At 67.5% G+C, this 17438-nt stretch carries 17 protein-coding genes; 2 read left to right on the plus strand and 15 right to left on the minus strand.

The features are described from left to right. The first annotated feature begins 2 nt into the window (after positions 1 to 2). Positions 3 to 614, plus strand: coding sequence for a trimeric intracellular cation channel family protein (locus CFB34_RS05150; protein WP_089441489.1), 612 nt, complete (start codon positions 3 to 5; stop codon positions 612 to 614). A gap of 85 nt (positions 615 to 699) precedes the next feature. On the opposite strand, the gene CFB34_RS05155 is transcribed toward CFB34_RS05150, so the two are convergent. The 10 genes from CFB34_RS05155 to CFB34_RS05200 form a co-directional block, all read right to left on the minus strand. Then, positions 700 to 1086 (minus strand): VOC family protein, encoded by a 387-nt coding sequence (locus CFB34_RS05155; protein WP_089441490.1) that lies wholly within the window; start codon positions 1084 to 1086, stop codon positions 700 to 702. 107 nt (positions 1087 to 1193) lie between these two features. Beyond that, positions 1194 to 2015, minus strand: coding sequence for a heme ABC transporter ATP-binding protein (locus tag CFB34_RS05160; RefSeq protein ID WP_089441491.1), 822 nt, complete (start codon positions 2013 to 2015; stop codon positions 1194 to 1196). A gap of 19 nt (positions 2016 to 2034) precedes the next feature. Next, a complete protein-coding gene (locus CFB34_RS05165) occupies positions 2035 to 3123 on the minus strand; it encodes an iron ABC transporter permease (protein WP_089441492.1) in 1089 nt (362 codons plus the stop codon). A gap of 15 nt (positions 3124 to 3138) precedes the next feature. Continuing rightward, positions 3139 to 4056: a helical backbone metal receptor gene (locus CFB34_RS05170; protein ID WP_089441493.1), complete on the minus strand. Its 918-nt coding sequence runs from the start codon at positions 4054 to 4056 to the stop codon at positions 3139 to 3141. Continuing rightward, positions 4053 to 5144 (minus strand): ChuX/HutX family heme-like substrate-binding protein, encoded by a 1092-nt coding sequence (locus CFB34_RS05175; protein WP_089441494.1) that lies wholly within the window; start codon positions 5142 to 5144, stop codon positions 4053 to 4055. The genes CFB34_RS05170 and CFB34_RS05175 overlap by 4 nt, the downstream gene beginning before the upstream one ends. A gap of 49 nt (positions 5145 to 5193) precedes the next feature. Continuing rightward, entirely contained in the window at positions 5194 to 7461 is a 2268-nt protein-coding gene (locus tag CFB34_RS05180) for a TonB-dependent hemoglobin/transferrin/lactoferrin family receptor (protein WP_089441495.1), read from the minus strand. 237 nt (positions 7462 to 7698) lie between these two features. Next, a complete protein-coding gene (locus CFB34_RS05185) occupies positions 7699 to 7926 on the minus strand; it encodes a hypothetical protein (RefSeq protein ID WP_039350095.1) in 228 nt (75 codons plus the stop codon). A gap of 200 nt (positions 7927 to 8126) precedes the next feature. Beyond that, positions 8127 to 8510: a DUF6232 family protein gene (locus CFB34_RS05190; protein WP_089441496.1), complete on the minus strand. Its 384-nt coding sequence runs from the start codon at positions 8508 to 8510 to the stop codon at positions 8127 to 8129. A 124-nt stretch (positions 8511 to 8634) separates the two neighbouring features. Then, on the minus strand, positions 8635 to 8895 hold the full coding sequence (locus CFB34_RS05195) for a DUF2866 domain-containing protein (RefSeq protein WP_011353838.1): 261 nt from the start codon (positions 8893 to 8895) through the stop codon (positions 8635 to 8637). A gap of 212 nt (positions 8896 to 9107) precedes the next feature. Next, positions 9108 to 10265, minus strand: a complete 1158-nt coding sequence (locus CFB34_RS05200; protein ID WP_089441497.1) for a porin — start codon at positions 10263 to 10265, stop codon at positions 9108 to 9110. A gap of 308 nt (positions 10266 to 10573) precedes the next feature. Here CFB34_RS05200 and CFB34_RS05205 point away from each other — a divergent pair, with 308 nt between their 5' ends. After that, positions 10574 to 11380 (plus strand): MetQ/NlpA family lipoprotein, encoded by an 807-nt coding sequence (locus tag CFB34_RS05205; protein WP_089441498.1) that lies wholly within the window; start codon positions 10574 to 10576, stop codon positions 11378 to 11380. 133 nt (positions 11381 to 11513) lie between these two features. Here CFB34_RS05205 and CFB34_RS05210 read toward each other — a convergent pair whose 3' ends face one another. The 5 genes from CFB34_RS05210 to CFB34_RS05230 all read right to left on the minus strand — a co-directional run bounded on the left by CFB34_RS05210 (position 11514) and on the right by CFB34_RS05230 (position 17202). Continuing rightward, the gene (locus tag CFB34_RS05210) at positions 11514 to 12629 is read right to left on the minus strand and encodes a succinylglutamate desuccinylase/aspartoacylase family protein (protein ID WP_089441499.1); all 1116 of its coding nucleotides are present in this window, start codon (positions 12627 to 12629) and stop codon (positions 11514 to 11516) included. Between the two features lie 225 nt (positions 12630 to 12854). Further along, entirely contained in the window at positions 12855 to 13637 is a 783-nt protein-coding gene (locus CFB34_RS05215) for an ABC transporter substrate-binding protein (RefSeq protein ID WP_089441500.1), read from the minus strand. Positions 13638 to 13863: 226 nt separating this feature from the next. Continuing rightward, positions 13864 to 14784 (minus strand): LysR substrate-binding domain-containing protein, encoded by a 921-nt coding sequence (locus tag CFB34_RS05220; RefSeq protein ID WP_179243773.1) that lies wholly within the window; start codon positions 14782 to 14784, stop codon positions 13864 to 13866. Positions 14785 to 15005: 221 nt separating this feature from the next. Further along, positions 15006 to 15599 (minus strand): hypothetical protein, encoded by a 594-nt coding sequence (locus CFB34_RS05225; protein ID WP_089441501.1) that lies wholly within the window; start codon positions 15597 to 15599, stop codon positions 15006 to 15008. Positions 15600 to 15813: 214 nt separating this feature from the next. Further along, the gene (locus tag CFB34_RS05230) at positions 15814 to 17202 is read right to left on the minus strand and encodes an NCS2 family permease (protein ID WP_089441502.1); all 1389 of its coding nucleotides are present in this window, start codon (positions 17200 to 17202) and stop codon (positions 15814 to 15816) included. Positions 17203 to 17438 lie beyond the last annotated feature (236 nt).

Genomic DNA, 17438 nt, shown 5'->3' on the forward strand with positions numbered 1-17438 from the left:
CCATGCATACGCTTTATCTGATTGCAATCGTCGCGGAAGCGATGTCGGGGGCGCTGATGGGCATGCGCCGCGGGATGGACCGCTTCGGGCTCGCGCTCGTCGGCGCGGTGACGGCGCTCGGCGGCGGCACCGTGCGCGACGTGCTGCTCGGCCACTATCCGCTCGGCTGGATCGCGCATCCCGAGTACCTGGTGATCACGCTCGTCGCGGCGACCGTCGCGTCATGGGCCGCACGGCATGTCACGCGAATGAAGACGCTGTTCGTCACCGTCGACGCGATCGGCCTCGCGGCGTTTACGATCATCGGCTGCGACGTCGGCGCGTCGACCGGCACCGCGCCGATCATCGTCGTGCTGGCCGGCGCGATCACGGGCGTCTGCGGCGGGATGCTGCGCGACCTGCTGTGCAACGAGATGCCGCTGATCCTGCGCGAGGAGCTGTATGCAAGCGTCGCGTTCGTCACGGGCGGGCTCTATGTCGGGATGCAGCATCTCGGCGTCGATGCGGGCTTCGCGACGGTCGTCGCGCTGGCGGCCGGCTTCTCGATGCGGATGCTCGCCGTGCGGCTCGGCTGGAAGATGCGCACGTTCGGCGCGGCGGATCTCGAGCATTGAGCAGAGGGGCTTGCCGTCCGCACAGCGCCGGACGAAGGCGATGCCGGCCTGGGCGTTCGAGTGAGTGCCCGGGCCGAACGGAACGTCAGTCGGCCTGCATCACCTGGAAGACGTTGCCTTCCGGATCAATGCCGTCGTACATCGTGTACGAGAACCCGTCGTAGCGCTTGAGATCGCGCACCGTCACGCCGCTGCCGGCCAGTCGATTGCGATGTGCGGCGATGTCCTGGCCGATCGAGAACACGAACTTCACGTGGCTGGTTTCCGCGCGCGCTTCCGTGTGAGCCGCCACCGCGTGGCGGAACGCCGGGCCGGCGAGATGCAGCGCGAGTTCGATGGCGCCTGCGCCGAGCACGACCCACTCGTGTTCGATTTCCTCGATGACGGGCAGATCGAAATGCCGTTGGTAGAACGTCTTCAGTGTTGCGACGTCCTGGACGTACAGGATGATGCGGGTCATCGGAAGCGGCACGTGGGTCTCCTTGAAGGGAATGCGCGAAGCGCGAATGATGCGTTGTAACAGTCGTTGCTATCGATCATGCGATGACATCGCGCGGCGCAATGCGCACGCCACACGCGCTACGCCGGCACCATCACCGGCGGCGCACCGTCGCCGGTTTCCACCATCTTCACCGCGAATCCGTAGCACCGCGCGATATGGGCCGGCGTCATCACGTCGCGCGGCGTGCCGTGCGCGACGATCGTGCCGTCGGCGAGCATCGCGATCGTATCCGCATGCCGCGCGGCGAGGTTCGGATCGTGCACGATCGCGAGCACGCCGAGCTGCCATTCGCGTGCAACCGCGCGCACGGTTTCGAGCAGGCGATGCTGATGCGACAGATCGAGTGCGGCGGTCGGCTCGTCGAGCAGCAGGTAGCGCGGGCCGCTTTCCATCGCATCGTCATCCGGCCACAGCTGCGCGAGCACGCGGGCGAACTGCACGCGCGCGAGTTCGCCGCCCGACAGCGTCGTGACGTCGCGGCCGACGAGCGCCTCGGCGCCCGCGCGTTCGAGCGCGCACCACGCGATGTCGCGATCGCGATGCGACGTCGCGCCGCTGCGCCGCGCATGCGGATAGCGGCCGAGCAGCACGATTTCGTCGACGCTGAACGGGAACGCCGGCTGCGCGGCCTGCGGCAGCACCGCGCGCAGGCACGCGAGCCGCGGTGCGTCGATGCGTGCGAGCGGTTCGCCGTTCAGCGTGATGTCGCCGGTCACGCGCACGCCGTTCGGCGCGACGCCGCCGGTGAGTTCGCCGGCGAAGGTCTTCAGCAGCGTGCTCTTGCCCGCGCCGTTGCGGCCGAGCAGTGCGGTCACGCGGCCGGGTTCGATCGACAGCGACAGGTCGCGCAGGATCGCGTTGTGTCGACGGGCGACGTCGAGGTGATGGGCGGTCAGCATGATCGTCGTGAAAGAAGGGTTAGCCGCCGAGCGCGCCGCGGCTCTTCCACAGCAACGCGAGAAAGAACGGTGCGCCGAGCAGCGCGGTCAGCACGCCGAGCGGAATTTCGGCGGGCGCGGCAACGGTGCGTGCGGCGAGATCGGCGGCGAGCGTCAGCAGCGCGCCGAGCAGCGCGGCGCCCGGCAGCACGACGCGCTGGTCGGGGCCGCACGCGAGCCGCACGCAATGCGGCGCGACGAGCCCGATGAAGCCGATGATGCCCGCGCACGACACCAGCGCGCCGACCGCGAGCGCGACCGCGACGAGCACGCGCCGCTTCAGCCGCTGCACGGGCACGCCGAGGTGCAGCGCCTCGGTTTCGCCGAGCTGCAACGCGTTTAGCGCGTCGCGTTCACGCGCGAGCAGCACGCAGCCGATCGCGACGCACGGCGCGACGGCCGCCAGCGCCGACCATTGCGCGCCGCCGAGGCTGCCGAGGCTCCAGAAGGTCAGCGAGCGCAATTGCGCGTCGTCGGCGACGAACGTGAGGAGCCCGATCGCCGCGCCGACCAGCGCGTTGATCGCGATGCCGGCGAGCAGCAGCAGCGGCAGCGCGAGCCGGCCGCGCGACGCGGCGAGCCGGTAGACGAGCGCGGCGACCGCGAGCGCGCCTGCAAACGCGGCGAGGGGCAACGCGGCCGCGCTCACGTGCGCGGCAACGAGTGCGGGGCCGAGCACGATCATCGTCGTCGCGCCGAGCGCGGCGCCGCTCGATACGCCGACGAGCCCCGGATCGGCGAGCGGGTTGCGGAACAGCGCCTGCATCGCGGCGCCGGTCGCGCCGAAGCCGCCGCCGACCAGCAACGCGAGCGCGACGCGCGGCGCGCGGATGTCGAACAGCACCGCGCGCGCCTGCTGCGCGGCCGCATCGCCGGTCAGCGCGGCCCAGGCTTCCGCGAGCGGAATGCGATAGGCGCCGACGCACAGCGCGACGACGGACATCGCGCACACGAGGCAGGCGAGTGCGGCCAGCGCGAACGGTGCAATGCGACGCGACGTGCCGATGCGTGCGGCGCCGGCGCTTGACGCGGGTGACGATGCGGGGAAAGGCGAGGCGTGAGCAGGCATCGGATGGATCCGGAATCAGGCGAGCGCATCCGACAGGCGTCGGTGCAGGGTCGTGACGGCGAGCGGCAGGCGCGGGCCGAAGCCGAGCAGGAACAGCGCGTCGAGCGCCACCACACGCTGCGCGCGGCCGGCCGGCGTCGCGCCGAAGCCGGGTGTCGCGAGCAACGCGGCGCGGCCGTCGACGGCCGCGAGCCCTTCGTCGGAGATCAGCACGATGTCGGGCGCGGCGGCGGCCAGCGCTTCGGTCGTCAGCGGCTTGTAGTGATCGAAGCCCTGCATCGCGTTGCGCGCGCCCGCGTAGCGGATCATCGCGTCGGCAGCCGTGCGCTGGCCGGCGACGAGCGCCTGGTTGCCGGTATGGTTCAGCACGAACAGCACGCGCGGCGGCTGCGCGCCGCCGGGCGCACGGGCGGCGACCGCGTCGCGCGCGGCCTGCCAGTCGCGGTCGAAACGTTGCAGCAGCGCGGTGCCCGCGTCACGCACGTCGAGCGCCTGTGCGACGCCGGTGATCTTCGCGCGCACCGATTCGACGTCGTGACGTTCATCGAACGTCGTGACGGCAACGCCGGCGTGCTTGACTTGCGCGATCGCGGTGGGCGGGCCGGCTTCGGCCGATGCGAGCACGAGATCGGGCCGCAGCGACAGCAGCCCCTCGGCCGACAGCGCGCGCTGGTAGCCGACCTTCGGCAGCCGCTTCGCGGCGTCGGGGTACGTGCAGGTCGTGTCGGCGCCGACGAGCCGGTAGCGCGGCGTTTCCGCGCCGCCGAGCGCGAACGCGGTCTCCGCGAGCGCACCGCCGATCACGACCACGCGTTTCGGCGCGGCCTGCGCACCCTGGGCGAGCACGCTGCCGGGCAGCGCGCCCGCGAGCGCGCCGGCCGCCGCGCTCGCCAGCACCGCGCGGCGGCGCGGATCGAACGGCCGCGCGCTCACCGCGCGCCTCCGCGTGCCGCGGCCGGCAGCGTCGCGACGAGCGCACGCCAGTCGTCGCGTTCGACCTTGCCCGGCTTGCGCTCGCCGAACAGCAGCGCGACGTGGTCGCCTTGCCGATCGAACAGCTCGAGCGACGTGACGATGCCGTCGCTCGTCGGCTTCTTCACGACCCACGCGGCGGCGATCAGGTCCTCACGCACATGCAGGTTGAAGCCCGGGTCGAGCACGTTGATCCACGCACCGACCTCGCGCACGTTCGCGACGGGGCCCGTATGGATCTGGATCATCCCCGCGTTGCCGACGAACACCATGATCGGCTGGCCGCTTTTCGCCGCGTGTTCGAGCACGTGGCGCAGCGCATGCGCGGTTTCGACCGGATACGCGTATTGCGGATCGGCGAGCCGCAGCGCCTGCATGCGGCTCACGCCGAAGCGTTGCGTGATGCCGAAGAACTGGTGCGTGTCGGTCATCGCATCCCAAGCGGCACGAAAGCCCGCGACGTCGATCTCGGTATCGGCGCGCTCGGGCGTTTTCGGCGCGGCGGGCGTGACCTCGAGGCCCGGCTCCTGCGACGGCGCACGCCAGCGCGCGACGAACGCGTCGTACGCCGCGTGGTCGCTGTGCGCGCGCAGGTAGACCTTGTGAATCGCATGACCCTGCGCGTCGAAGAACTGCAGGCTCTTCAGCGGGCCGTGCGCGGTCTCGTCGTGCACCGCGAACGCCGATACCCAGTGACGATAGAAGATGCGCAGGTCGATATCGCCGAGCGCGAGCCCGACGGGGCCGTCGTGGCTCATCTGCGCGTATTCGCCATCCTTTTCGTGGACGGCCGTGTCGTTGCGCGTGAGCGCCATCACGCGGCCGAGGCGCGGCATTTCCTCGAACATCGCCGGAAAGCGCGCGTCGAGCCGCACCACGTGCTCGCCGACGAACGCGGCGAGCGCCTCGCCTTCGCTGACGCCGAGCGCCTGCGCGACGTCGCGGTTGCGCAACTGGCGCTCGGTCTTGAGCTTGATGAACGCGTCGCGCAGTGCAGCGGCTGCGCGGGCCGGCGTGGCCGGTTGACCGGGAAGGGCGGATTGCATCATGTCGGACTCCTTCAAGTAACGGTTGGGGTGGCAGCGCGGGCGGCGCGCATCAGAAATCCACTTTCATGCTGACGGCGACCGTGCGACCGGACGACGTATACGCGTCGAGCACCTGCGAATCGGCGGCGATGCCGCGCACGTCCGACCAGTTCCAGTACTTGCGGTCGAACAGGTTGCGGATGCCGATCGTCGCGCTCACGTGCTTGTTGAAGCGATAACCGCCGCGCAGGTCGACGACGAACGATGACGGCGGCGAGAAGCACGCCTTGTTCGAGCAGTCGGACTTGTCGATGTCCTTGTCGCGTTTCGCGGCCTGGAACAGCAGGTCGGTCTGCACGTACCAGCGCTCGGTCGGCTCGTAGCGCACGCCGAACACGGCCGAGAACGGGTTGACGGTGTTCAGCGGCTGGCTGGCCGCGCCGTCGTTCTGCGTCGAGCCCTTCGTGAACGCCATCGCCGTCTTCAGCGTGATGCCGTTCGGCATCACCCATTCGGCGCGGCCTTCGAGGCCGTGAATGCGCGCGTCGGCGAAGTTCACGTACTGGAACACGAACGGATCGGTTGGCCGGCCGCTGCCGGCGATCGTCGTGCGCGAAATGAAGTTGCGGTAGCGGCCCGTGAAGGCGGCGGCGCTGTAGCGCACGACGCCGTAGCCGGTGCCGGCCTTGCCGCGCAGGCCGGCTTCGAAGGTATCGCTCGTCTCGGGCTTCAGGTTCGGATTGCCGATCGACGTGTAGCCGTACACCGGGTTCGAGAAGCTGCTGTTCACCTGATCGGGCGTCGGCGCGCGGAAGCCGTGTGCGTACTGCACGTACGGGATGACCGCGGGCGTGATCTCGTAGAGCACGGCGACGCGCGGCGACAGTTCGTTCGCGCTCGTCGATACGGCCTTGCCGGTGAACAGCGGATCGTTTGCGGTCGGGCTCAGCCGGTACGTGTCGAAGCGCAGGCCCGGCGTGACGAGCAGGCGGCCGTAGCCGATCTGGTCCTGCACGAACGCGCCGAACAGCGTGTAGTCGGTGTCGGGGAACGCCTTGTTCGGGAATGCCTCGCCGACGCCCGGCACCGTGCCGTCGCGCAGGTTCGTCACGCGCGACACGCTGCCGTCGACGCCGTAAAGCAGCTTGTGCGCGAACGGGCCGGTCGCGAAGCCGCTTTCGGCGAACGCGGAGCCGCCGAACGTGCGTTCCTTGTACTGGTTGTCGCGCGAACGCGAAGCCGCCCGGCCGCGCGTCTCGAACGCGTACTGGTCCTGCTTCGCGTCCTGGTAGTAGAACTGCACGTGCGCGGTCTGGAACCAGCGGAACGCCTCGTCGCTGAAATCGTAGTCGACGCTGAAGCGGTTGCGCTCGAGCCGGTCGTAGGTCGTGAGGCCGAGCGTGGTCGGCGGGCTGATCGCCGACAGCACGTCGGTGCTCACGCGGCGCTGCACCGTTTCGGCGGTGAATTTGATCGTGTCGCGCGTGGTCGGCGTCAGCACGAGCTTGCCGAGCAGCGATTCCGAATAGACGTCCTGCGGGTTCGACGTGGTGCGCAGCGTGCTTGCCGAGTTGTTGCTGCCGCGCGTGTCGACCTCGTGGCCGCGCCGGCCGTCGGCGATGATCATCCCCTGCACGCGATCGTTGCCGCCCGCGGCCGACACGGTCGCGCCGACGCTGCGGTCGGCGGAGTCGTAGCTCGGCCGGAACGAGAAGTAATAGGGCTTGTTGTAGATCGACAGCAGGTCGCGCGGGCCCTTCGTGATGAAGTTCACCGCGCCGGTCAGCCCATCGCTGCCGTACAGCGCCGACGCCGGCCCGCGCAGGATTTCGATGCGCTTGAGCGTGTCGAGATCGGCGTAGTCGCCGCGGCCCGCTTCGAGCGGCCCGAACGAAAACGCGTTCGGCAGGCGGATGCCGTCTTCCATCAGCAGCACGCGATTGCCTTCGAGGCCGCGGATGTTGATGCTCGAATCGCCGTCGCGGCCGCCGCCGAGCGCGGCGCTGCCGGGCCGGTACGCGGTGCGGCGTACCGTGACGCCCGGCTCGTAGCGCAGCGCGTCCTTGATGTTGGTGGCCTGCTGTTCTTCCAGATCGTCGTCGGTGATTACCGACACGGACGCCGCCGTGCGGCTCGCGGCCGTGGCGGTGCGGTTGGCCGTGACGGTGACGGGATCGAGCAGCGCCGCGTCGCCGCGCGTGGACGCGGCGACGAGGAGGGCGGCAGGCGGGTTGGCGCCTTGCGGCGTCGAATCGGCGTGAGCAGTGGCGGCGGACAGGCCGAACGCGCCGAACAGCGCGGCACAGATCGGCCGCCGCGCCAGCGTATAGCAATGCACAGGTGGTCTCCCATTGATGATGACAAGCCCGAAGGCTGGCTGGGTGACGCGTTCACCTGGCTGGCCCGCCCGCGCACGGAAGGCGGCGAGCGGCGAATTGAAAGGCAACTGATAACTTTACCAGTGTAAATGAGAATTATTATCAATACAAGAACGGAAAGCGGCTCGTGCGGGTGAGCGCTTACCTGCGCGGCTCGGGCGAGCCGGGGCGGGAAATTCGGGAAAGCGCGGGCGTGGCTAGGCCAGCGCTTCGATGCGGATCAGCAGGTTGCGCGCATGCGTGATGAACGCGTCATGCGTCGCGCGATCGCCGTGGCCTTCGAGGCCGGCCTGCTCGGCGAACGCGATCTGTTCGGTGTAGAGGTCGACGAGCGCTCGGCGCGTGTCAGGGGGAAGCGCGCGGATCATCGACACGATCAGCAGTTCCTGCGCGCGAAGCGTGCCGGACAGCGTCTGGACGTTCATGCTGGCCTCCATCGGACGATGCGGCGGCGAGCCGCTCTTTCCATACTAGGCGCTCGGCGGACGCAGCGCAGGCGCGGTGTGGGCGACGGGGAGGCGGAATGCGATTCGACGGCGCAATCGACGCTGCCGTCGCGCGGCGCGAAACGCGCCACGCGTGGCCGGCGCACCGCGAATCGAAGCGTGCAGGGAAGCGAACGGAATCAGCCGACGGCTTTCGCGGCCTGCGCATCGCGCACGACCTGCGCGACGCGTTCGACGAACTCGACGTCGACGCTCGACAGCGCTTCGCGCTTGCCGTCGGGCATCTCGACCATCAGGCGATACGTGACGTCCTGCGTGGCCCACGCAAGGTAGCCGACGACGACGAGCATCACGCCGACGACGAGCGCGGCGCTCGATCCGGCGATGCCGCCTGCGACGGCGACGGCCGCGCCGATCAGCGAGATCAGCGACGGCACGAGGCGGTTCTTCGGAATCTTGACGACGTCGACCTGGCGGATGTCACGGAGTGCGAATACCTGCCCGGCGGCCGACAGGCCGTTGCGCGTGATCATCACGCCCCGTTCGTTGAATGCGTTTTCCATCGTGTGTTGCGTGGACGAAAACGCGCAGCGTAGCAGGTTTCGTTGCGGCATCAAACGAGACCGACTGCCGCACGATGCGTGCGGCGCGGGTGACACCAGGGAAGCGGATGAAGCGGGAAGGCGCTCAGAACTGCAGGCGGCCGTCGCCGTAAAGCCTGCCCGGCACGTGCGAGGCGACGACCTCGGCGATTTCTTCGTCGGTCGATTCGGCCGGCACGATCTGGCGCCGCGCGGGCGCGTCGAGGTGCATCGTCCATTCGACGAGGCGATACGGCCGGCCCCACGGGCGCTGCATTTCGACCGATACGCGGCAGCTCTGGACCGGCATCGAGTGTTGGCACGTCAGAATCGCGTGCAGATGGCTGAAAACGGTATCTTCGATCATCATGGCCTCCGATCCTGTCTTGTCTTGTGGGCAATCGATGGCGGCGCCGTCGGCGGTTCAAAAAAAAAGCCGCCGATGTTCAGGCGGCCAACAGGGGGGGTGAGAGCATCCTCTCAGCCCAGAATTAAGCGAAACTTAAAAGCCCATAAAAAAGCGCCCCGCGTGGAGCGGGGCGCTTCTTGCCGTCGTGATCCGCGAGTTAAGCGGATGCTTTAGAACTTGTGACGGATACCGATACGTGCGGCGATCTGGTTCTTCGAACCCGTGCCCGACGTATTGAAGTAGCTCGTGCTCGAGCCGATCTGCGCTTGCACGCCCTTGCCCGACGCTTGTTGGTACACGACCAGGCCGTACACGTCCGTACGCTTGCTGAGTGCGTAGTCGGCGATACCGTTGACCTGGTTCCAGTGCCACGAGTTGCCGCTCTGCGTCGCGTTCGTGTACGTGTAGCCGAGGCCACCCGACAGCGCCGGCGTGAACGCGTACTTCGCGCCTGCTTCATACGCGTTGTAGAACGTGCCGCCCGCGCCCGACACGGTCGAGAACTGCGTACGCGTCCACAGCAGCCATGCCGTTGCCGGGCCCCAGACGTAACGGCCACCGACGCCGTACGTGCGCAGGTCGCGGACGTTGCCCGTTGCGATATTCGCGATCGTCGTCGAGAAAGCCGGCGTCGACTGGCTCGGGAAGCGGATGTCCGTGTACGCCGCGCCGACCGAGACCGGGCCGTTCGCGTAGTTCAGGCCGAAGCTGTATGCGCGCGACGAGCCTGCCGTCGTCGTCGTGCCCGTCGTCGTCGCCGGTGCGCCTGCGAAGTCCGTCGAGTTCGAGAAGCCGTACAACGCGCCGAACGTGAAGCCCGAGTAGTTTGCGCTCTGGAACTTCACGGCGTTGTTGATGCGGCTCGACGTGAGCTGGTCGAGGTCGTTCACGTGGTACGCGTAGTTACCCGCGACCGTGTTGCCGCCCGTCGAGTAGTTCGAGCCGAGGATGTCCGTCGAGAACGAGTACTGGCGGCCGAACGTGACCGTGCCGTATTGCGACTGGCTCAGGCCGACGTAAGCCTGGCGGCCGAAGATCGCGCCGCCCTGGCCGAGCGTGCCGTTACCGCTGTTGAAGCCGTTTTCGAGCACGAAGATCGCCTTCAGGCCGCCACCGAGGTCTTCGGTGCCGCGCAGGCCCCAACGGCTGCCCTGGGCAACGCCGTCGTCGTACTTGAACAGCTTGCCCGTACCGCCGTTGGCGGTCTTGCTGTGGTTCACGTAGCTGATACCGGCATCGATGACGCCGTACAGGGTCACGCTGCTTTGTGCGTGTGCGGTGCCGGCCGTTGCTGCCAGAACGGCGATGGTCAACAGTTTCTTGTTCAAAGGATTCTCCGAGCGAATAAATGGCGTGTCCAGTTGCGGTTCCGGCGCTCTCTATGGGCGCTTTCACGGACCGGCGGCAACTTTATCGAGGGGCCACGTAATGAATATGACAGCGACTGTCATATGAAGAATGTGTGGCGTCGATGCGACACCGAATTCTGCCCGGTTGTATAGTCGGTGGTTATACCGATTCAGACTGAGATTCGTCCGAAATCAGGAATATGTACATGAAATAAGCTTGGTTGGCGGCGTTCCGGCCCCATGCCACGATCCGTGTTCCAACAAACGACACGGGACAAGAGGTCACCATGCGACGTTCATTCCTGACCGGCCTCGGCGCACTCGCCGCCGCGCTGGCATTCGCGGCGCCCGGCGCGCACGCCGACCCGCAAACGCTCAAGATCGGCACGATGAGCGGCCCCGACGCACAGATCTGGACCGAGGTGACGAAGGTCGCCGCGCGCGAAGGCCTCGCGATCAAGGTCATCGAATTCAACGACTACGTGCAGCCGAACGCCGCGCTCGATGCCGGCGATCTCGATGCGAACGGCTTCCAGCACCAGCCGTTCCTCGACAGCCAGATCAAGCAGCGCGGCTACAAGATCGTCAACGTCGGGCTCACGTACACGGCGCCGATGGGTTTCTACTCGAAGAAGATCAAGTCGCTGAAGGACTTGCCGGTGGGCGCGAAGGTCGGGATCCAGAACGATCCGTCGAACGGCAACCGCGCGCTGTTGCTGCTGCAGAAGTACGGGGTGATCAAGCTGAAGCCGGGCGTCGGCGCGAACGGCGTGAACGCGACGCCGCTCGACATCGCCGAGAACCCGAAGAAGATCAAGATCGTCGAGCTCGATTCCGCGCAGCTGCCGCGCGCGCTGCCCGACGTCGATGCCGCGTCGATCAACACCGACTACGCGGTGAAGGCCGGGCTTACGCCGGTGAAGGATGCGATCGCGATCGAGGATCTGCGCGGGCCGTACGCGAACCTGATCGCGGTGCGCGCACAGGACAAGGACAAGCCGTGGGTGAAGAAACTCGTCGCGGCCTATGAATCGGACGACGTGCGCAAGTTCATCGACCAGAAGTTCGGCGGCGCGATCATCCCGGCGTTCTGAACGTTTTCAGGTACCGGATGGCCGAAGATCGACGATCCGGAAAGCCAATCGCCCGCGCAAGCGGGCGATTTCGTTGGTGCGGGCGGGTATGCGCGATACGTGCGCGCCGTGCTCCGGCGCGCACACCGGCCGCTCAGGCCGACAGCAGCGAACCCGTGCGGATCGCGGTCGCGCCGGCAATGCGCGCGACTTCCATGCCGGCCGTCGCGAAGCGTACGATCTGGCGCGCGTACAGCACGCCCGACACGCTGCTCTTCAGCGTGACGACGCGATCGGTCAGCGGATCGACGATGTCGGCCACGGCCTGCCCGGCCTCGATCATCACGCCGACCGGCGTGCGGAACACGATCACGCCCGACACCGGCGCGACGAGCGGATCGGTGCCCGCGAGCGGCGTGGCCGGATGCGCGAGCGGCGGCAGCGGCGCCGGCGTGCCGTCGACGACCCCACGCTCGGTCAGGTATTCGACGATCGCCTGTGCGTCCTTTTCGGCAAACTCGTACGACACGTCGCGCTCGCTGCGCAGCTCGATCGTGACGGAAATCGCGCCGTTCGGGATCGGGAAGCGGTCGCCGAAGCGGCTGCGCAGATCCGACCAGCAGAAGCTGTGGATCTCGTCGAACGGGTTGCCGACCGAATTCAGCGCGAGCAGCGACGCCTGCGCGTCGAGGTAGCGCGACAGCGGCTCGACGTCCGGCCACAGATCGGGATTCGTGTAGAGGTGCATCACCGCATCGCTGTCGCAGTGCAGGTCGAGCACGATATCGGCGTCGAACGACAGCTTCTGCAGCGCGAGGCGCTGCGAGTCGAGCTCGGTGCGCGGCTTTTGCTCGTCGAGCGCTTCGCGCATCGCGGCGCGCACGGCGACGAGGTTGTGCTGCGCGTCGTTCGTGAGGCGGTGTTCGACGCGCGGCAGCACGAGCGCCGCGAGATCGTAGAAATTGCGGTTGAAGTTTTGCATCGAGCCGAGCTCGAAGCGGCCGAGGTGATCGCCGAACACGTGTTGCGACAGGCCGATCGGGTTCGGCACCGGCACGATGACGACTTCGCCGCGCAGCTTGCCGGCCGTCTCGAGCGCGGCGATCTTGCGGCGCAGCAGCGTGGCGACCAGCATGCCGGGCAGTTCGTCCGCGTGCAGCGACGACTGGATATAGACCTTCTTGCCGCCGCGCGGGCCGTAGTGAAAGCTCGTGATCTGGCGTTCGGTACCGACGGCGGGGGAAATCAGCGGATGGGTCTGCGTTTGCATGATGGGGGAGTGCGGCGCAGCCGCGAATGATCCGGTGTGCGTGGAAGATCGATTGTACGTTGCCTTCCTCGCCGCCATCAAACCGGCGCCAGAACACGCCGTTTCCCTTTGAGAATCATCAGGTTGGGGCGGAAAAAATAACGCTGCCGGCGCCGCGGGCGAAAAAAAACGGGCTCCTTGCGGAGCCCGTTCGTGCCGAGGCGAAGCGTGTGCTTGCCGGGCGGATTACTTGCCGTAGACGTCGAAATCGAAGTACTTCTTCGCGATCTTGTCGTACGTGCCGTCCTTGCGCATGCCGGCGATCGCCCCGTCGATCTTCGCCTTCAGGTCGGTGTCTTCCTTGCGCAGGCCGATGCCGGCGCCGTTGCCGAGCGTCTTCGGATCGTCGATGTCCTTGCCGGCGAAATCGAAGTTCGCGCCGCGCGGGGTCTTCAGGAAGCCGATTTCAGCTTGCACCGCGTCCTGCAGCGCGCCGTCCAGACGGCCCGAGATCAGGTCGGCGTAGACCTGGTCCTGGTTCTGGTAAGGCACGACGTTCACGCCCTTCGACGCCCAGTACGTCTTCGCATAGGTTTCCTGGATCGTGCCCTGCTCGACGCCGACCGACTTGCCCTTCAGCGATTCGGCCGTCGGCTGCAGGTTCGCGCCCTTCTTCGTGACGAGGCGCGTCGGCGTGTTGAACAGCTTCGCCGAGAAGGCGATCTGTTCCTCACGCGCCGGCGTCATCGACATCGACGACAGCACGCCGTCGAACTTGCGAGCCTTCAGCGCGGGGATCATCCCGTCGAAGTCGTTTTCGATCCACACGCACTTCGCGTTCATGCGGCGGCAGATTTCGTTGCCGAGATCGACGTCGAAACCCACAACCTTGCCGTCGGCGCCTTTCGATTCGAAAGGCGGGTAGCTTGCGTCGACGCCGAACCGCACGGTCGTCCAGTCCTTCGCATACGCGGTGCCTGCCGATACGGCGAGCAGGGCTACGGTCACAGCCGCAAGAATCTTTTTCACTCGGTGACTCCTCGTTTTGTTCGATGGGTGCGCGGTTGTGCCGCGCCGTAAGCCTTCGGCCCGGCGCGGCTTCGCGTCGGACAGTCCGTTTCGCCCGCCCGATGGGGGCGCGCGACGTGCGGAAGATTATCAAGACAAAATACCGGCGGGGCGCCTAGGACAAGCCCCGATACCGGGCCCGGCGGCGGCGCATGAGGGGCGACGCCGTTTCAGACACAGGAACGATTCAGCCGAGCGTTTCGTTGACCGCGCGCTGCAGGCACGTGACGAATTGCGTGACGGCGGGCGTGGGCAGCAGGTCGCGCCGCGCGATGATCGACAGGTCGAAGCGCGGCATGGTTTCGTCGAGTTCGGCCGTGCGGATGCCCAGCGGCGCGACCATCGCGGCGAGCGGGCGCGTGAAGCAGCCGATCACGTCCGAGCGCGCGACGAGCCCCAACGTCACCGCGAACGACATCGGCGAGCGCAGCAAACGTTTGGGCAGCGGCAGCCTGTGCGCCTCGAACATCCCGACCATCACACTGTGCGGAAACTGCTCGGCGCCCACGGTGACGATCCACTCGGCATCGAGCAATTCCTCTAACCGGCGCGCATGCGCAAGCGGGTGGCCTTCGCGCATCACGACGGTGAATTCGGTCGACAGCAGCGGCAATTGCGTGAAATCGCGGTCGAGCGCGGGCACGTGGTGCATCGCAGCGATGTCGAGCGTGCCGTTGCGCAACTGCGCGAGCGCGTCGGGCACCGTCACTTCCTCGAGATGCAGGCTCACGTTCGGCATCGACTGGCGGAACGCCGTCACCGTGTGCGGCAGCGCGGTGAGCGCGATCGACGGCATCGTGCCGACCGCCACGCGCCCCGACATCTCGCCTTTCACCTGCTCGACGGCCTCGACCGTGCGGCGGATATCGCCGAGCAGTTGCTCGGCGCGCGGCAGCAGCGCATGGCCGCACGCGGTCAGCTCGACGCCGCGCACGCTGCGCGCGAGCAGTTCCGCGTTGAGCGCCGTTTCGAGCTCACGGATCGTATGCGTGACCGCGGGCTGCGTGACGCCGAGTTCGCGCGCGGCGGCGCGCAGGCTCTTGTGATGCGCGGCGGAGACGAACGCCTGGAGCTGCGCGAGGTTCAGGGGGTTGCGGATGCGGGTCATCGATCGGGTCCGGTTGGCGCGATGCTGTGGCGGGCGATGGGTTGAAGCGGAATTTGATGGCAATCCTGACGGTTGCGTGCGCATGGGTTTTCGGCGCCGTGGCTCGGGCAGGCGACAGGTGCGGTCGAGGCCGCGACGGCGTTCGTCGCCGGGCGGGTCGTGATCAAGCCGTGTTGATGCGGATAGCCTGCACGTGCCGCAATCGCGGGTGCGGCGAGGCCCTACGCCAGCGCCATTTCGACAGCCGTCAGCGTGCGGCGCCGAATCCAGCCGCTCGCCATCCGGATCGCGAGCCAGTACGGCATGAACAGCAGCCGCGTGCGGGCGGTCGGGCAATGCACGAAGGTTTCGGTGCGCAGCAGGTGCGCACCCGACGCGAGCCCGACGACTTCGAAGCGGAGCACCAGCTTCGCATCGCGCGGATCGTCGTGCCGCACGAACGCCGCCGCGTCGGCGATCTTCAGCACGCCGAGGTCCGGGCGCCAGAAGCGGCCGACGAGGCCGAGCGACAGCGACGTTTCGTCGCGATGCAGCGGCGTGAACGCATGGAGGCCGAAGCGTTCGCGTTCCACGCGTGTGGCGCCGGAGCGCAGCGACGCGGCAACGGCTGCCGGGAATTCGCGGACGTTGAGCAGCGCGTCGACGATCGGATCCGTGCGCATGTCGAGCGTGGCGACCGTGTCGATGATGCGCGCCGGCGCCGCATCGATCGGCTTCGATTCGTGCACTTCGTGGAAGCCGAACGACGGGATGAACGGCGGCTTGCGCGCCGACGTCCGGGTGCTCGATTCGGAGACGATGCCGAGCGCGTTCATGGGGGCTCCCGAAGGCAAAGCCCGATCGTAGCACCGGGGGCGGATTCGCGCCGCACCGTTTCCGCGATGCGCGCCGCACTGCGCCCCATCAACAAAAAAAGCCTGGAAACTTGCATTCCCAGGCTCGGAGACCATCAACGATGATGGTGGAGGAGACGATGTCGTCCCGATGCGCGCCGTCCTTCTGCCGGCGACGTCGCGCACGATTCGCTGATCAGATCGCCCAGCCGCCGAGATAGAACGTGACGAGCACGGCCGCGATGAGCACGGTGCCGACATTGAGCTTGCGGAATTCGCCGCTGGCGATGCGGCCGATCACGAGCGTCGAGAAGCCGAGCATGATGCCCGTCACGATGTTCGCGGTCAGCACGATGAACACCGCGCACACGAGGCCCGACATCGCGTCGACCATGTCGTCCATGTGCAGCTTGCTGACGCTGCCGAGCATCAGCAGGCCGACGTACATCAGCGCCGGTGCGGTGGCGTACGACGGCACGAGGCCCGCGAGCGGCGAGAAGAACATCACGACCAGGAACAGCAGGCCGACCACGGCGGCCGCGAGGCCCGTCTTCGCGCCGGCGGCCACGCCGACGCTCGACTCGATGTAGGCTGCCGCCGGCGCACCGCCGAGGAAGCCGGAGAAGATCGAGCTGAGCGAATCGGCGGTCAGCGCCCGGCCGCCGTTGATGATGCGGCCGTTCTCGTCGAGCTGGCCGGCTTGGCCCGCGACCGCGCGGATCGTGCCGGTCGCGTCGAACACGGCGGTCATCACCAGCGCCAGCACGCTCGGCAGCACGGCCATCGACAGCGCGCCCTTGATGTCCATCGCGCCGATCAGCGACGCATGGCCGGGTGCGCTCAGCGACGGCAGTGCGAAGATGCCGTGGTATTTCACGCTCGGATCGAAGATCAGGCCGAAGATCGAGATCGCGATCACGACGAGCAGGATGCCGCCCGGCACGCGACGCTTCTCGAGGCCGAAGATCGCGGCGAGGCCGACGATCGACATGATGACCGGGAACGCGGTGATCTGGCCGAGCGAGACCGGCAGGCCGGCACCCGGGTTCTTGATCACGAGGCCCACGTCGTTCGAGGCGATCAGCAGCAGGAACAGGCCGATACCGATCCCGGTGCCGTGCGCGACGCCCGCGGGCAGGTTGCGCAGGATCCACGAACGCACGCCGGTGACCGAGATGCCGGTAAACACGAGGCCCATCAGGAACACGGCGCCGAGCGCGACCGTCGGCGACAGCCCCTTGCCGAGCACGAGGCCGAACGCGGTGAACGCGGTCAGCGAGATCGCGCAGCCGATCGCGATCGGCAGCTTCGCCCACAGGCCCATCAGCAGCGAACCGAACGCGGTCGTGAGGCAGACCGCGACGAACACGGCGCTCGTGTCGAAGCCGGCCTTGCCGAACATGCCGGGCACGACGAACACGGAATAGACCATCGCGAGGAAGGTCGTGACGCCGGCAATGATCTCGCGGCGCTGCGTGCTGCCGCGCGACGAAATGTCGAAGTACCGGTCGATGACTCCCTTGGTGCCAAAGTCAGTTTCTTCCGCGCCGACGCCGACCGTCGGCTGCACCGGGGTATCACTCATGAGCTTGCTCCTTTATCAGCATGCTGAAACGGCCCGTAGCGAACCGTCGTCAGGGTGTCTCGTATCTAGTTGGGATTGTCGGCAACGTCGTGGGGACGAATGACGCGTGATCCGTGTCGTTACGTGCGAATCGAAACGATCGCGTGGGTGTCGCGTCGTGCGACGCGTGGTGGTGTCGACCCCGTCACGTGTGCTTTGCCGTAGCGAAGGTTAGGCGAACCGCCCATCACGTCCCA

The sequence above is a fragment of the Burkholderia sp. HI4860 genome (assembly GCF_002223045.2).
In the GTDB taxonomy this organism is placed as follows: domain Bacteria; phylum Pseudomonadota; class Gammaproteobacteria; order Burkholderiales; family Burkholderiaceae; genus Burkholderia.

Coding starts and splice junctions, on each gene's coding strand:
- CFB34_RS05150 (WP_089441489.1), top strand. CDS start 3: ATGCATACGCTTTATCTGATTGCAATCGTCGCGGAAGCGATGTCGGGG.
- CFB34_RS05160 (WP_089441491.1), bottom strand. CDS start 2,015: ATGCTGACCGCCCATCACCTCGACGTCGCCCGTCGACACAACGCGATC.
- CFB34_RS05165 (WP_089441492.1), bottom strand. CDS start 3,123: ATGCCTGCTCACGCCTCGCCTTTCCCCGCATCGTCACCCGCGTCAAGC.
- CFB34_RS05175 (WP_089441494.1), bottom strand. CDS start 5,144: ATGATGCAATCCGCCCTTCCCGGTCAACCGGCCACGCCGGCCCGCGCA.
- CFB34_RS05185 (WP_039350095.1), bottom strand. CDS start 7,926: ATGAACGTCCAGACGCTGTCCGGCACGCTTCGCGCGCAGGAACTGCTG.
- CFB34_RS05190 (WP_089441496.1), bottom strand. CDS start 8,510: ATGGAAAACGCATTCAACGAACGGGGCGTGATGATCACGCGCAACGGC.
- CFB34_RS05195 (WP_011353838.1), bottom strand. CDS start 8,895: ATGATCGAAGATACCGTTTTCAGCCATCTGCACGCGATTCTGACGTGC.
- CFB34_RS05205 (WP_089441498.1), top strand. CDS start 10,574: ATGCGACGTTCATTCCTGACCGGCCTCGGCGCACTCGCCGCCGCGCTG.
- CFB34_RS05210 (WP_089441499.1), bottom strand. CDS start 12,629: ATGCAAACGCAGACCCATCCGCTGATTTCCCCCGCCGTCGGTACCGAA.
- CFB34_RS05220 (WP_179243773.1), bottom strand. CDS start 14,784: ATGACCCGCATCCGCAACCCCCTGAACCTCGCGCAGCTCCAGGCGTTC.
- CFB34_RS05225 (WP_089441501.1), bottom strand. CDS start 15,599: ATGAACGCGCTCGGCATCGTCTCCGAATCGAGCACCCGGACGTCGGCG.
- CFB34_RS05230 (WP_089441502.1), bottom strand. CDS start 17,202: ATGAGTGATACCCCGGTGCAGCCGACGGTCGGCGTCGGCGCGGAAGAA.